Source organism: Novibacillus thermophilus (assembly GCF_002005165.1).
In the GTDB taxonomy this organism is placed as follows: Bacteria; Bacillota; Bacilli; order Thermoactinomycetales; family Novibacillaceae; genus Novibacillus; species Novibacillus thermophilus.
Map to the genome: position 1 here is coordinate 1,600,772 of NZ_CP019699.1, position 14,522 is coordinate 1,615,293.

Annotated in this window: 14 protein-coding genes and 2 pseudogenes; 14 read left to right on the forward strand and 2 right to left on the reverse strand. The window is 45.0% G+C overall.

What is annotated here, in order from left to right; genetic code table 11:
- Positions 1–62 precede the first annotated feature (62 nt).
- Positions 63–701, forward strand: coding sequence for an IS110 family transposase (locus B0W44_RS08070; RefSeq protein ID WP_250637973.1), 639 nt, complete (start codon positions 63–65; stop codon positions 699–701).
- Between the two features lie 374 nt (positions 702–1,075).
- Here the strand turns inward: B0W44_RS08070 and B0W44_RS08075 are convergent, their stop codons facing one another.
- Both B0W44_RS08075 and B0W44_RS08080 read right to left on the reverse strand, forming a co-directional pair.
- Positions 1,076–1,549: a PCYCGC motif-containing (lipo)protein gene (locus B0W44_RS08075; RefSeq protein WP_077719622.1), complete on the reverse strand. Its 474-nt coding sequence runs from the start codon at positions 1,547–1,549 to the stop codon at positions 1,076–1,078.
- 368 nt (positions 1,550–1,917) lie between these two features.
- On the reverse strand, positions 1,918–3,189 hold the full coding sequence (locus tag B0W44_RS08080) for an IS1380 family transposase (protein WP_077721187.1): 1,272 nt from the start codon (positions 3,187–3,189) through the stop codon (positions 1,918–1,920).
- A 198-nt stretch (positions 3,190–3,387) separates the two neighbouring features.
- Here B0W44_RS08080 and B0W44_RS08085 point away from each other — a divergent pair, with 198 nt between their 5' ends.
- From B0W44_RS08085 to B0W44_RS18785, 13 genes and pseudogenes are all read left to right on the forward strand, one after another.
- Positions 3,388–3,705 carry a hypothetical protein gene (locus B0W44_RS08085; RefSeq protein WP_149026965.1) on the forward strand — a complete coding sequence of 106 codons (318 nt, stop codon included), beginning with the start codon at positions 3,388–3,390 and terminating at the stop codon, positions 3,703–3,705.
- Between the two features lie 286 nt (positions 3,706–3,991).
- Entirely contained in the window at positions 3,992–4,183 is a 192-nt protein-coding gene (locus B0W44_RS18330; RefSeq protein ID WP_179947370.1) for a hypothetical protein, read from the forward strand.
- An 880-nt stretch (positions 4,184–5,063) separates the two neighbouring features.
- Positions 5,064–5,221: pseudogene (locus B0W44_RS18750) on the forward strand (PadR family transcriptional regulator); the annotation flags it as partial.
- A gap of 20 nt (positions 5,222–5,241) precedes the next feature.
- Positions 5,242–6,434 (forward strand): annotated as a pseudogene (locus tag B0W44_RS08100) (chromate transporter).
- Positions 6,435–7,112: 678 nt separating this feature from the next.
- The gene (locus tag B0W44_RS08105; protein WP_169835483.1) at positions 7,113–8,513 is read left to right on the forward strand and encodes a BglG family transcription antiterminator; all 1,401 of its coding nucleotides are present in this window, start codon (positions 7,113–7,115) and stop codon (positions 8,511–8,513) included.
- Between the two features lie 80 nt (positions 8,514–8,593).
- Positions 8,594–9,055 carry a PTS sugar transporter subunit IIA gene (locus B0W44_RS08110; protein WP_077719625.1) on the forward strand — a complete coding sequence of 154 codons (462 nt, stop codon included), beginning with the start codon at positions 8,594–8,596 and terminating at the stop codon, positions 9,053–9,055.
- 37 nt (positions 9,056–9,092) lie between these two features.
- Positions 9,093–9,362, forward strand: coding sequence for a PTS sugar transporter subunit IIB (locus tag B0W44_RS08115; protein ID WP_077719626.1), 270 nt, complete (start codon positions 9,093–9,095; stop codon positions 9,360–9,362).
- Positions 9,363–9,401: 39 nt separating this feature from the next.
- Positions 9,402–10,715 (forward strand): PTS ascorbate transporter subunit IIC, encoded by a 1,314-nt coding sequence (locus B0W44_RS08120; protein ID WP_077721295.1) that lies wholly within the window; start codon positions 9,402–9,404, stop codon positions 10,713–10,715.
- Between the two features lie 19 nt (positions 10,716–10,734).
- Complete coding sequence (locus B0W44_RS08125) at positions 10,735–11,430, forward strand: copper homeostasis protein CutC (protein WP_228441600.1); 696 nt, start codon at positions 10,735–10,737, stop codon at positions 11,428–11,430.
- Positions 11,431–11,501: 71 nt separating this feature from the next.
- On the forward strand, positions 11,502–12,473 hold the full coding sequence (locus B0W44_RS08130) for a phosphotriesterase family protein (protein WP_077719628.1): 972 nt from the start codon (positions 11,502–11,504) through the stop codon (positions 12,471–12,473).
- 61 nt (positions 12,474–12,534) lie between these two features.
- Positions 12,535–13,275 carry a creatininase family protein gene (locus B0W44_RS08135; protein ID WP_077719629.1) on the forward strand — a complete coding sequence of 247 codons (741 nt, stop codon included), beginning with the start codon at positions 12,535–12,537 and terminating at the stop codon, positions 13,273–13,275.
- 3 nt (positions 13,276–13,278) lie between these two features.
- Positions 13,279–14,010, forward strand: coding sequence for an SIS domain-containing protein (locus B0W44_RS08140; protein ID WP_077719630.1), 732 nt, complete (start codon positions 13,279–13,281; stop codon positions 14,008–14,010).
- Between the two features lie 171 nt (positions 14,011–14,181).
- Positions 14,182–14,505, forward strand: coding sequence for a UPF0236 family transposase-like protein (locus tag B0W44_RS18785; protein WP_250637974.1), 324 nt, complete (start codon positions 14,182–14,184; stop codon positions 14,503–14,505).
- The last annotated feature ends 17 nt before the right edge of the window (positions 14,506–14,522 follow it).

Genomic DNA, 14,522 nt, shown 5'->3' on the forward strand with positions numbered 1-14,522 from the left:
GCCATGGAAAGCACAGGGGTATACTGGAAACCGGTATGGAATGTTCTTGAAGGAGTTTTACGTTGGTATTGGCCAACGCTAAACGAATCAAGAATGTTCCAGGTCGAAAGACGGACGTACATGATGCGGCTTGGATTGCTCAATTACTCCGTTGCGGGCTTATCACTCCTAGTTTTGTTCCGCCAGAAGAGATACGGGATCTGCGCGATTACACTCGTTATCGCAGAAAGTTGCTGGGTGACGCTACGGCGGAAAAAAACCGAATACACAAGATTTTACAGGATGCCAACATCAAGTTGGCCACATATGTGAGTGACTTATTCGGCGTATCCGGAAGAGCTTTGCTGGAATCAATCGTGTACGGTGAAGTGCTAAGTTCAGACCAGGTAAAAGATCTAGTCAAGACATCGCTAAAAAGAAAAGTTCCGCAACTTGTAGAGGCTTTAAATGGTCGAGTTCGAGCTCATCATCGAAAACTAATTGGAATGCACTTGGATCATTTGAGGTATCTTGAAGAACAAATGGCGGTTATAGAGGCGGAGATCGATAGGCTACTCACTCCATATCAAAATGTAGTTGAACAACTTAGCACTATTCCCGGAATTCAAAAGGATGCAGCGGCGGTCATCCTGGCAGAAATCGGGTACGACATGCAGGAGCTTGAAAGCCGTGCTTTGCCAAGCAGCTTGGGCCGCGAGTAAATCCAAAGGCACTCGTCTTGCTTCGTTTTTTTTTATCGTGTCCAGAAACAGAAAAAAGCTACAATGGCTACGGCTCATCTCATACTACGTATTATATACCACATGCTGAAAAATAACATCACCTACCAAGAGTTTGGATGGGATTACTTACAAGATCAATCACGAGTAGTGGATTATTGGATCAAGAGAATTGAATCCCAAGGCTTCAAAGTAACGATTGAACCCAATGAAGTCGCCTAAGTAAATTCCATATTTTGGTTATTGTTTCAACTAACCGAAGTCCGTCCTTTTTTTGCTTTTTAGGGGGGACATTTTCGTATAAAAGCAAAATAAAAAACCTCACCTTTCGTTTTCGAAAAAGTGAGGTTTATTTATTATAAAGGCATTGGAGTATTAGTTGGTTTTGCGTATCCTACTTTGTACTTTTCATCAATGTAATGGCGAATTTCCTTTATAGATTTGCCTTCCTGTTTCATTTTAATGGATTCCGCTGCGATTTGTAAGCAAACACCACAACGAGTTCCATGGTCATCCCAGACTACAGAACCATCTTCATTAATTTTTTTCACAAAACAATTCATACTACTTTTATGCCCTGCGCTATCTGCGCAACCGCAATAACAAGGAATCCATTGTAACAATTCTGTTGATTTACCAGCAGCTTGATACACCAAGCCGATCTCTTCACTATGACCTTTCAAAAAGGCTGGTAAAACATCAGTAGAAGTAGTTTTTTCTTGCAAATCCCCATTAAAAGAATGCGATTGATGTGATTGTTCTGTATTGGAACTGCAAGCCGAAATGAACAAAGTGAGTATAAATAAAACAATCAGACCCTTATATTTCATCCTTGCTACCTCTTATAACATTAGATATGATCTATTATATCATCCTGAATTTCGAAAGTAAAGTTGCTTGATCCAGTAATAAAGGTGCTCCAATCCTTGGTATAATGGTGTTTGAACGAACAACAAAACCCAAAGAGAGGGGCACCCGTTAGGTGAAGTCTACCACAAACATCGCCAAAATGAAAACAGAATTCACCCCGAATTTCGAATGTGGATAACATCAGCTATTTCTAGCATTACCCACATGGAAACAGTAAAAGTGGAAACTAAACTTGTCCTTTCGATGGGGTTTCTTGTTCTTGGGATACACTTTCCCCCTCCCCACACAAGCGGGCTCGGTTATTTCCATGTAAAAGTTTGGATAGGCATTATTGTAGGAGAACCACCCGTTCTTCCATGCGCCGCCAACTGTACTCATTTTGGAAGGCTGCCGCGATTTTTAGAATGACTTGGCGACTGCGATAGATGATCGTACCAGGGACATGGAAAAACTCCTTACGAAATCGTGCAATGGTATAGCGGCGATGAACCGGTTCACAGCAGTCCATCTTAAAACGCTCGAATACATTGTAGGCCAACAGCTTCAGCAACAGATCGATTTCATTGGCTTTAAACGAATCTGTCGGAATACGGTGAATCGAAAAGCCGTGCTTCACTTCTTTGATGTAGTTCTCCATGCACGCGCGCTGATTGTAAAAACGCCAAATGTCGATGGGCTCCCAATCCAAATTGGTCACGATTGCTTCGTAATCCCAAAGAAAGTCGAATTGGAGTTGATCACCATCGTAGCGTTCGGCTTTCCTGATGACGACCACCATTCGAGCCTTTTTCCAAGAAGTGGCTTTGTACACTAAACAAAGGCCTTCGATGATGACGTCTCCGTCCACATAGCGTTTCCAATGAGGACATTTGGCGACTTCTTTGGCTAACCGATGCGTCCATTTGAGTTTGCCAACGTAGCCGATCTGTTTGCCTTCCCAAAAACTATAGAAGGTTTCGCCGCCGAATCCTTTGTCGAATCGGGCATACTTGACTTTACACGATTTAGGAAGACGTTGAAGGGTTTCCTTCGCGAAAGTATGGGCATTGCGGGAACAATGCGTATTGCCTGAACGCAGTTCGGCATTAAGGTAAAGACGGGACTTTCCTTCAAAGGCGATGAGTGGTTGGAAGCTTTTACGTCCGGGCTTTTGAGCGTTTGTCCCAACTTCGGCCCCTTCCTGATTCCCGTACACCGTCTCAACGGTGGAATCGAGGTCGAGAATGCATTCGTCGGATAGGCAGGGAGTGATGAGATCAAGGTTTAATGCCTTCAAGTCCCGACGGATCGTGGGCATGGAGACAGCAGCGCGGCACAGTTCTTTATACAAAAGAGTGTGATGGGGACAACGTCCACCTAAAAATCGACGTACCAGCGAATCGTCTCGCAATGAGCGGAAATGGAATATACGTTCGCAACCCAGTAGCCATCCGACTAAAAGGTACATCAAGATCTTGAAGAACGGAAAAAGCGTATTCCGGCCTTTCCCGCAACCTATCTGACGAAAAGCGTCTTCCAGTTTGATTTTTTCAAGGTACGCAAGCAAGGGTTTACTCCCTGCGTGTGAGGTTGCATTCTTTAGCGTGAATTCTGTTTTCATTTTGGCGATGTTTGTGGTAGACTTCACCTAACGGGTGCCCCTCTCTTTGGGTTTTGTTGTTCGTTCAAACACCATTATACCAAGGATTGGAGCACCTTTATTACTGGATCAAGCAACTTTACTTTCGAAATTCAGGTTAATATTCCTTCTACTCATGCACCAGAACATTTTCAAGCCGACATTGAAGTGGATAAATGGGTGCGTGCTAAAGATGGCTGGTTGATTGGCATCAGTTGTAAGCGCACACTACGGGAGCGCTGGAAACAAGTGTCCAGCGCCGACCGTGGTGTGTTAAGTCGTTATAAAATCAAACAATTATGGCATTTGATGACGTATGATGAGGATTTAAGCGATGATAAAATCACCACCTTGGGGAGTCAAGGGCATATTTTTTATTTACGAGATGAAAGCCGACGTTTGCGTGCAACCTCCAGTCACATTGGCATGAAAGACTATGTTCGCCCAATGTCCAAATTCATTGACGATTTAAAGGAAGTCATCAATTTAAAAAGTTAAAAGGGGAATCTCCTATGCCAAGTTAACGAAGGAACAAATTAAACCCCATGAATTATATGTTCCCCTCTGAGAACCTCGTTCCGCTTCATCCAAATAATCTTGCCAAAGATGGTGGTGTATTTGCAACACCGGACAATTCTGGCAGATGCGGATCGGATGCGTATTGACGGTATCCCTCTCGAGGCGTGGTCCGATAAGGTAGGGACTGCTGAACATATAAAGACCGCACTAATCCACTTTCACTTCGTTTAGAAGTGGGAGATTTCTTTTGAACGGAGGTTAAATAATGAAGGATCTTAATAAAAGGCGATTTGAAGAGGACAGTAAGGATAGCCTTATTTTAGAAACGATTCATTATCATACCATTAACGAACCACAATACTTGAAAAACTTAGTCGAGTCGTTAAATGAAATGAACTTACCAACAGGCACGGATGAAAAAAACGTTACTGGATGTCAAAGTCAAAAGAAGTTTTAAATAAACGGATGTATGAAAATACGGGACAATACATTATAACGAACCCGTTGAAGTGAGTGATGGTTATTATGATTCACTGGACAAGTACGGTGTAGATAACAAAAAAAGATATCATGATTTCTTATCTTTTCTCTTCTCAAGAATTAGATTATAAAGATCGTAAAGTATCAGGCGATGTGACGAAGACCCATCATGTTATCGTTGAATTCGATCAACGTTATGTCCATATAAAGTGAATGAACCGTATTTCATTCTATCATTTTCAAAACTTGAAAAAAAAGATCCCTTTACTAAAATCGAGAGAACGATTTTTATATGAAAATTCGATTGGATGGATTTCAACCGCACTTTATGTACATAAAAATGCCGATTTCATTGTATAAATCTTTTTGAACCTAAAGGAAGGGATATTTGAAGGAGAACAGTGGAAAGAGTATTTACTGCTCTATATTACGAACATGAAGATTATATTTAAAGATGAAACAGAAGATATAAAATTAAAGGGGTTAAATTCTACACTATGAATGACGGGAGAGGAAAAAAACAGCAAGGTTTAAATAGCATTGAAGTTAGGATTTAAAGGTTTAAGTATCGAGAAATAAGGGTGACCGTTAGAATAAAGTAAGTCAACTGCAAACATTTTTGCAAACGAACGAATAAAACAGATGAGGTTAGATACAAACACAAAGTATTGATAATGGCTGTAAATCTATGTTTGCAATTTGGTTATAAATCTGTATAATGCGTAATAAACATCCTGAATCTAACTCGTAATGAAGGGGTCGGGGGTTCGAATCCCTCCGTCAGCACCACTAAAAACGTTGATACGGCGCGGTTCACCGATTTCAAGGAACCGCGCTTTTATCATGCCAAAAACCGATCTGGTACTCTATACCCTATCTTACACCACATGAAGGAGGATAGACTTTTAGGTAAGGGAAAAATAAGAAAGTATTATTCCATTACAGAAAAAGGCAATGCGGTGCTTGATGAGGCAAGAAAAAAGCATACGACCTGTTAAAAGAAATTGGAGCATAAAAAATAGAAGGTGAAAATAAGTGAAACAGAGTTGTAAGAAAAGTTATTTTAAGTCTCTTTTTGAGATCCTTCTCGTTTCGACTAGGCTCGGGTTAACATCATTTGGGGGGCCTATAGCCCATCTAGGCTACTTCCATAATGAGTACATTCGAAGAAGAAAATGGATGGATGAAAAAAGATACGCTGATTTAGTCGCCTTATGCCAATTACTACCAGGGCCAGCAAGTAGTCAAGTAGGAATTGGAATCGGTGTAATGCGAGCAGGAGTACTGGGGGGAATTGTATCTTTTCTTAGCTTTACATTGCCTTCTGTGATTGCTCTTATTATATTTGCCTTAATGGTACACGGACTCAAGATCGACGCAGGCTGGATTCACGGATTAAAAATAGTCGCCGTCGCTGTTGTTGCACATGCCATTTTAGGAATGGCGCAAAAACTAACCCCTGATTTAAAGCGAAAAGCACTCGCATTGTTTGCATTGATCGTTACGTTATTATGGCAAACAGCATTCACTCAGGTCGGTGTCATAGTCATTTCAGCAATTATTGGATTTATTCTGTATAAACAACATACTGAACATCATGACGATAAAAGGGTATATTTTCCTATATCACGAGGTCTTGCCGTTATTTGCTTATCTTTGTTTTTTGGTTTACTTATCCTTTTACCTATATTGAGAGAAGTAACGTCTTTAAGTTGGATCGCAATGTTTGATAGCTTTTATCGTTCAGGTTCTTTAGTTTTTGGTGGTGGTCATGTCGTTTTACCTTTACTTGAACGTGAATTTGTACCGACTGGATGGTTAAGCGAAGAAGCATTCTTAGCTGGTTACGGCGCTGCACAAGCTGTTCCGGGGCCTTTATTTACTTTTGCTGCATATCTAGGTGCCGTTATGGATGGGTGGCAAGGCGGTTTATTAGCAACCGTCGCTATTTTCTTACCTGCTTTCCTGCTTATCTTAGGTACTTTACCCTTTTGGGATTTTTTACGTCGCAGCCCAAAAATAAAAGCAGCATTAATGGGAGTTAATGCAGCAGTTGTTGGGATTTTAATTTCTGCATTTTATCATCCTATTTGGACCAGTTCTATATTAGCTCCAACTGATTTTGCTTTTGCTGCCATTTTATTAGTATGTTAGTGTATTGGAAACTATCTCCTTGGATTATTGTGGTGACTGGGGCAATTGGCGGTTTACTCATGACACTAATATAAACGAGATCATCGAAGAGGCACGTCGCGTGATCAGTCAGTATAACGATTTTAAGAGCCTCGTTACCGATGACATGGAGGTGATGGAAACCTATATTGGGAAATTATGTCTACAGGTGGCACGCATGGTAGAAGTCGTTTCATGATGAAGCGGTCAGACTTAAATGCCAAGAGTTCCTTTTGCGGGAGATTCTTGGCTTTTTTATTTTTAAATGATCTAGGGAGAGTGTTTGGAATGGAAGCGAGCTTTGAAAAGTTATTGGAGATTAAAAATGCTCTAAATGCGAAGTTTTTGAGTGTGAGAAAGAAGTGGAGGCTCTTCTGGTTGCCCTGCTTGCCCGCCAATATCTGTTGCTCATTGGTCCAGCGGGAACGGCGAAGTCTGCTTTGTCGGCATAGACATGAAAGCGTCCGCAAAAAAGTATTTGGCCATGTGGTTATTATCCAGCCGATGTGAGACGGCAAAGAGGCATTGGCTTTGATGAATTGATGCCGATTCGGTTCAAATGCAGGGGTATTCACCAATAATTTGGCGCAAAAGATGGAAGCCAGGCGGCTTCCTTTTTTATTTCTGAAGTGCACATATGTTAAGGTGTGAATAGTTGCCGATTCGTTGTGGTAACGGCTTTCATATCAGGTGAATGCTCATAAACCTTACAATAAAAGTGAGAGGTGATCGAGGTGCTCAACCGACGGCAGCGCCATATCCTCAAATATTTAATTGATCATGAACGGTTTGTAACGGTACGCGATCTGGCCGAAAAGTACAAGGTCAGTGAACGGAGCATCCGATATGACTTAGACGCAATCGCTTACGATGTCAAAAAGAACGGGCTCGCACTTGACCGCCATAAGCATCGCGGTGTGCGTTTCGTTCTCCCGAAGGAAGAGCGAGGCAGGTGGTTACATCGTTTGGCAGGTGAACCCGATTACAGTAATCGCCTGTCTGCAGAGGAGCGGCGTGACACGATCTTAGGTGTATTGTTTCACCAGCACCGTCCGGTGAGTTCCACGGATCTCGCGGATTTGCTTTACGTCTCAAGGCGAACGGTTGTGAAGGATTTGAAGCGGGTGGAAGCGTGGCTGAAGTCACACCGATTGTCGCTTACGTACGTCCAAAACAAAGGGTTCCGCATAACTGGTGCAGAACGGGATGTGCGTAAGGCGCTAGCTTACCTTGTTTCTAACCGATCTCACGACGATCGCGACCTCCCCTTTAAGCTGACGGGTCTGGCTGATGAGCATTTGGATTTGGTGCGTGAAGCTGTTTTTGAGCATGTTCGGACACTTCCTTACGAGTTAACCGATTCATCGCTAGACGGACTCATTTTTCACATTGCGGTCGCTCTACAGCGGTTGCGAAAAGGGCATGAAATTACGATGCCAGAGCGGGAATTGGCAGAGTTAAGGTCGACACAGGAATTCAAGGTGTCCCAATCGATCGCACATTCGATAGCCTCTAGATTAAGGGTGTCCATTCCGGAAGCGGAAGCGGGTTATATGACCTTGCACCTTCTCGGGGCAAAACTGTTGCACAAGCAAGCCCCTGTCAGCATCTCTCTGGAAGGTCCTGTCAAACACTTTATTCGAGAGACGGGTGCCAGGTTAGGGACTGACTTAACAGAGGACCGTCAGCTGATGAGAGGCTTGATGGTGCACTTGCGTCCAACCCTTTACCGGTTAAAGTTCAATTTGCGCCTAAACAATCCGCTCAAAGACGACATCATGCAGGAATACACACCGATTGTAGAAGCGATTGCACACAGTGTCCCGATTCTTGAAGATGCTTTTCAGGTCTCCTTTAACGACGATGAGCGCGCTTATTTGGCTTTGCACATCGGAGCAGCGCTTGAAAGACAGTCCGGTGTTAAACGTAGGCCGCGCGTTCTTCTCGTTTGCGGGAGCGGTGTCGGAACAGCGCAACTGTTATTAGGACGTATCAAGAGGTACTTTCCGAATCTGGACATTGTCGACACATGTCCGCTCTATCACATGTCACCGGAATGGTTACAACAGAAGGATGTCGACTGGATCATCTCGACGATTCCAATTGATGGGTTGCCTGTCCCCATATCATCGTAAACCCGTTTTTAACCGTTCAAGATCGACAAAAGATCGCCTCACGCATACAGCAAGAGCAAGAGAATCAGGCAGAAGAAAGGATGGCAGGCCCAGTGTTAGAAGACGTACTAGCGCCGGAATTAATCAAATTAGATGTTGAAGTAGAGAATTGGCAAGAAGCTGTACGGCAAGCCGGGCAACTGCTCATTGATCACAATCACGTGGAACCGCGTTACGTGGACGCGATGGTGCGCATGGTTGAGGAAAATGGGCCGTATATCGTCATTGATCAAGGTGTTGCGATGCCGCATGCCCGACCGGAAGACGGAGTTAAATCGCTCGGCCTCAGTTTATTGCGGTTGAGTAATCCGGTCAATTTCGGACATGATAAAAACGATCCGGTTAAACTTGTCATCTGTCTTAGTAGTGTGGACGCGGAAATGCATTTGAATGCCCTTCGCCAGCTGGCGAGTATTTTAAGCGATAACGAAAACAAACAAATATTGCTGACGGGTGGCAAGGAAGCCATTTTAGAGAAGGTGCAGGAAGTCAGTCAGATTTAATCCTGTTCTAACATTGTATGGAGGGAGGTGAACTCACGTGAAAATATTAGCCGTATGCGGATTAGGACAAGGGACGAGTCTGTTGTTAAAAATGAACATTGAAGATGTGTTACGTGATCTCGGTGTTGAGGCTGACGTGGACTATATGGATGCCAGTGCTGCCAAGTCAGCAGCAGCGGACGTCATTATGGCCAGTCCGCAGTTGGCGCCGTTATTGGAAGGCCATTCTGCGAACGTCATTGTCCTGGACAGCTATTTGGACAAAGAGGAGATTAAGCAGAAACTCAGCGAGCACTTGGAATCGTAAAATTGTGGAGGATTGGAGGGGAAATTCATGAACACATTTGTGCAGGTAGCCGAGTGGCTGGCGAACAACTTGTTTGGTCAGCCGGTCATTCTGATTGGGCTTATCGTGCTACTGGGCCTCGTGCTACAAAAAAAGAATACGAGTCAAACAATGTCGGGCACATTTAAAGCGATGATCGGATTTCTCATTATTAATATCGGAGCAGGCACCATTACAGCTGCACTGGAAGTATTTCAACCGATGTGGGCAGCCGTATTCGGATTAGAGCAGCAAAGCTTGGGGGAGTACCAAGGGTTTGAGGCATTCAGCAGCCGTTACGGCGGCGTCATCGCTTTGGCGATGACCTTAGGTTTCCTCATAAATGTACTGCTTGCGCGCATTACACCGTTTAAGTACATTTATTTAACGGGACACATGATGTTTTGGACGACAGCGATTTTCGCCGGCATCATGGTGGATACACTCGGTGTGGATATCGAGATCAATAGATGGAGTCTCATTTTAATCTTAGCCGTAATTATGGGTGTTTATTGGACATTGCAACCAGCTATTACTCAGCCGTTTATGCGGAAAGTGATTGGCAGTAATGACCTTGCTCTCGGTCACACGTCAGGTTCAGTCGCACTACTCGGCGGACTGGCAGGTAAATGGTTCGGAAACAAGGAGAACGACACCGAAAAACTCAAGGTTCCCAAAGGGATGGAATTCTTAAAGGATTCCAATGTCATTATTGCCTTAGTCATGGGGGCGCTTTACGTTGTTGGTGCAGCATTACTCATGCTAAGTGGGGCACCTGGAGCAGCGGAATTAATGGCATCAGCAGGGGATAACAACTTTATTGTCTTTTCGATCATAAAAGCGTTTGAATTCGCGGCCGGTATTGCGGTTGTATTGTTCGGAGTACGCATGCTGATTGGTGAGTTGGTCCCTGCATTCCGCGGGATTGCGACCAAGATTGTTCCGAACGCTAAACCGGCGCTGGATGCCCCGGTGGTCTTCCCATATGCCCCGACCGCGACGATTGTCGGTTTTGTTAGTGCTTTCGCCGCATCGCTCATCTGGCTTGTCGTCCTCGGTGCTGCTGTTTCGTATGTGTTTGTGCCGACGATGATTGTCATTTTCTTCCACGCGGCCACGGCAGGTGTGTTCGGGAACGCGACGGGCGGAGTACGTGGCGCCATATTCGGTGGGGTCATTACCGCAACAGTTGTCGCCTGGGGTCAATATATTATGGTGACGGCGCTTTTGTCCAGTACGATCCCGGATACTGCGATGTGGGCGGCGGATAGTGATATGTTCATCCTCGGTCCAGTCATTAAATTACTCGCCAACATCTTTCGTTTCCTACTTTAAATGACGGTTTAGGGAGGTTGTGCGATTGCTTCTCGAAATCATTGCCACTCATTTAACCGATGCGATTACGGCAGCAAAGTCTGGAGCCGATCGATTAGAACTCAGTCCGGGGATGTCAGAGGAAGGTCTCACACCGAGCTACGGGTTGATTGACGAGGTTGTCCATGCCGTTGACATCCCGGTAAACGTCATCATCCGTCCGCACAGTCAATCGTTTTGCTACGATGCGAACGATATCAAAACGATGGTGAAGGATATTCACATCGCCAAAAAGCTGGGAGCCGCGGGGATTGTCATTGGAACCCTGAAGCCAAACGGCGAAATCGATACAGAGGCCTTAAAGCATTTGCTGGAGGCGGCAGATGGTCTGGACGTTACGTTCCACAGGGCATTTGACTTTGCCCGCGATCAGTCGGAAGCGCTACACGTGCTGTCGCAATTTCCACAAGTGAGGCGTGTGCTAACATCAGGTGGGAAGCAGAAGGCGCCTCAGGGGGTTGACAATCTGAATGAGTTGCTTGCTCAAGCAAAACAGACACACGTGACGATTATGGCGGGGCACGGTTTAACACTGGAGACGTTTGCCGCATTTATCGAGAAAACAGCGGTGCGTGAGGTACATTTCGGTTCGGGTGTACGAGTGGGCAAAGCTTATCATCAACCGATCTCAAGGGACACAATCAAACAGATTAAAAAAATCATGGCGGACGTCTAAACTAGCTTCTGATGTTCGCAGCCAATCAGTATCATGATACAGGGAACCCAGACAGGAGGCTTTCTCACACGATGTCATTCATCCGCACCGTTCTCGGAGACATTCCTCCGGAACAGATGGGGGTCACGTACTCCCATGAACATATTGTATGCCGTCCACCATACTGGGTAGAAAAAGGCGAAGATGACTTACTCCTAGATGATCCGGAAAAAAGCAAACAAGACATCCAGCTGTTTCAACGAGTCGGCGGACAGACTATTGTCGATGCTACTGCAGTCGATTACGGCCGTGACATCGCAGCCGTCCGACACATCAGTGAAGAAACAGGGGTTCATATTATCGCCACAGCTGGATTTAATAAAGGGTTTCTCTGGTCAGCGAAACGACCAGGAACCGATGAAACGTTTGCAGCATGGATTGAACGTTCGAGTATTGAAGATTTGACTGAATTCGTTGTGCGCGAAGTGACAGAAGGCATGGAAGGGACCACTGTTCGCGGCGGGCAAGTGAAGTTCGGAACAGGCTACAATCGCATCTCTCCGTTAGAGGAGAAAGTACTAAGAGCTGTCGCCCGGGCACACCATGAAACGAAAGCTCCCGTCCATTCGCATACAGAAGTAGGCACGATGGCTCTGGAGCAGATCACGTTGCTCAAGGAAGAAGGTGTAAACCTCGAATACGTGAGTTTCGGACATATGGATCGCAATCCGGATCCGTGGCTTCATCTGAAAATCGCCGATACCGGAGCTTTTCTTTGTTTTGACGGAATGGGGAAAATCAAGTATGGCCCGGAGAGTACGAGGATTCAATGTATATTGGAATTGGTAAAACGCGGGTATGAACAACACATTCTCATTAGCGGTGACACTGCACGAAAGTCGTATTACCGACATTACGGATACGGGCTTGGCCTCGGATACATTTTAGAGCAGTGGGTACCTCGATTTAAAGCGGAAGCGGAAGAGGCCGGGTTCAACGGGGATCGGCTGATTGAGGCCTTTTTTGTACACAACCCCGCAAGGTGTTTCGCTTTTAAACAATAGCGGGCGTGTTCCTACCACGAAAGTTACCCGACGATTGATTTCTCGAGTGGGAGAGATAAGTATGTTATTTGATCGATTAACATCTGACGAAGCGGAGGCAGTGTTAAAGGAAAGTCCGGTGGCGTTGATCGCACTTGGTGCTGTTGAAAATCACGGCAACCATCTACCTTTAAGCACCGATAACGACCTCTCGGAAGCAATTGTCCAAAAAGTAGCCGCGCAGCTGGAGAACGTCATCGTCATGCCGCCGATTTATTACGGTCAAGTGTGGTCGACAAGCCATTATCCGGGAACGATCAGTGTATCGAGCGAAACGTTAAAAGGGATGCTTGTCGACATCGGAAGAAGTTTGTTTCACCAAGGCGTTAAAATTTTTGCCATGATTAACGCTCATATGGGCAACCTTGACGTGATGAAAGATGCTGCCCGACAGCTACACGATGAGCTAGGGATGAAGGTATTGTATTTAACGTACCCTGGCATTGGAGAAATTTCGGCCAAGGTATTAGAATCAGAGCGGGTTCACCCTACTTATTTTCACGCGTGTGAGTTGGAAACTTCCTATATGTTATACCTTGCTCCGGAGAAGGTCGATATGACAAAAGCCATAAGGAATTACCCAGAACTTCCGCTCGAATTTGACGTCACTCCGATTCCTTGGCACAATGTCACGGATTCTCCCGTGCTTGGTGACGCGACTTTGGCAACAAGGGAGAAGGGCGAAGCGATTATCGAAACAGCGGTTGGCAACATGGTGCGGGTTATTGAACAGGTTCGTAAACATTTCTACACGGAGGGCTAGCTCATGATCGAGGCATATTTTGCGAAAATGCAAGCACTACTTAAGGACATATTGAAAAATGAAAAGGACCATATGGAACAAGTGAGCGAGAAAATTGTCGATTCTTTGAAAGAGGATGGTGTTGTCCACTTATTCGGGGCAGGACACTCGCACATGTTGACAGAGGAAGTGTTTTACCGTGCTGGCGGTCTCGTTCCGGTACACCCGATCTTGGATACCGGCCTGATGCTTCATGAAGGGGCCGTTCGCTCATCTGATCTAGAGCGCATGAACGGTTATGGCGAGATCGTCATGAAGCACCAGGACATTCGCCCTGGTGAAGTCGTATTCGTCATCTCTAACTCTGGGCGCAATCCTGTTCCAATCGAAGTGGCTCTCGCTGCTAAAGAGCAAGGTGCCTTTGTTGTCGGTTTAACATCCCTTGATTACTCATCTAAGCAATCTTCACGGCATAAGAGCGGCAAGCGGTTGTTTGAGATCGTGGATGTTGTGATCGATAACCACGGGGTGGAAGGGGATGCCATACTCAAACTGGAGGCGTTCCCCGTTCCGTTTGCCCCGTCTTCTACCGTAGCAGGTGCTGCCATTATTAATGCCATACTAGCACGTGCGATTGAACATTTAGTTAACGAAGGGATCGAGCCGCCGGTCTTTTTAAGTGGCAATTTAGACGGCGCAGACGAGCACAATCTGAAACTGGTGAACAAATATAAAAACCGCATCCCCGAACTATAGATCATTAAGGCTAGAAAACACGGTATGAGTAAAATGTTTGTGGGAGAAAGACCATGTTTTACTCATCCGGAAGGTGAGAAAAGCTGGGGATACAGTAAAAAGGCATGAAAAAGAGGACCTTCTCTTGTATAGTTAAGTTTAACGAACAAAACTAAAAGAAAGGTCCTCATCATGAAAGATATCATAACGACGATCACAATGAAAGAATTAGAACAAATGACCTTCCGATTACTTCAGGCATGTTTTCCCCAAGTGATGGCGGAGATCCTCGTCGAATTCGACACCATCATTGCGGAAACAAGGGATAAAAAACGGTTTTACCTTAAGGATAAACGGCCATTAAAATTTGATTCCATTTATGGTTCGGTTGAACTGGAAAGGAATTACTATCAAGACCGAGAAACCGGTGAATACGTGTTTTTACTGGATCAATACTTAAGCTTTGACGGTACAAAAGGCATGAGTCCCGTCGTGCAAGAACTGGCGATGGATTAGCCGTCACCGGTGTTTCC

Coding starts and splice junctions, on each gene's coding strand:
- B0W44_RS08075 (WP_077719622.1), bottom strand. CDS start 1,549: ATGAAATATAAGGGTCTGATTGTTTTATTTATACTCACTTTGTTCATT.
- B0W44_RS08080 (WP_077721187.1), bottom strand. CDS start 3,189: ATGAAAACAGAATTCACGCTAAAGAATGCAACCTCACACGCAGGGAGT.
- B0W44_RS18330 (WP_179947370.1), top strand. CDS start 3,992: ATGAAGGATCTTAATAAAAGGCGATTTGAAGAGGACAGTAAGGATAGC.
- B0W44_RS08110 (WP_077719625.1), top strand. CDS start 8,594: ATGGCAGGCCCAGTGTTAGAAGACGTACTAGCGCCGGAATTAATCAAA.
- B0W44_RS08130 (WP_077719628.1), top strand. CDS start 11,502: ATGTCATTCATCCGCACCGTTCTCGGAGACATTCCTCCGGAACAGATG.
- B0W44_RS08135 (WP_077719629.1), top strand. CDS start 12,535: ATGTTATTTGATCGATTAACATCTGACGAAGCGGAGGCAGTGTTAAAG.
- B0W44_RS08140 (WP_077719630.1), top strand. CDS start 13,279: ATGATCGAGGCATATTTTGCGAAAATGCAAGCACTACTTAAGGACATA.
- B0W44_RS18785 (WP_250637974.1), top strand. CDS start 14,182: ATGAAAGATATCATAACGACGATCACAATGAAAGAATTAGAACAAATG.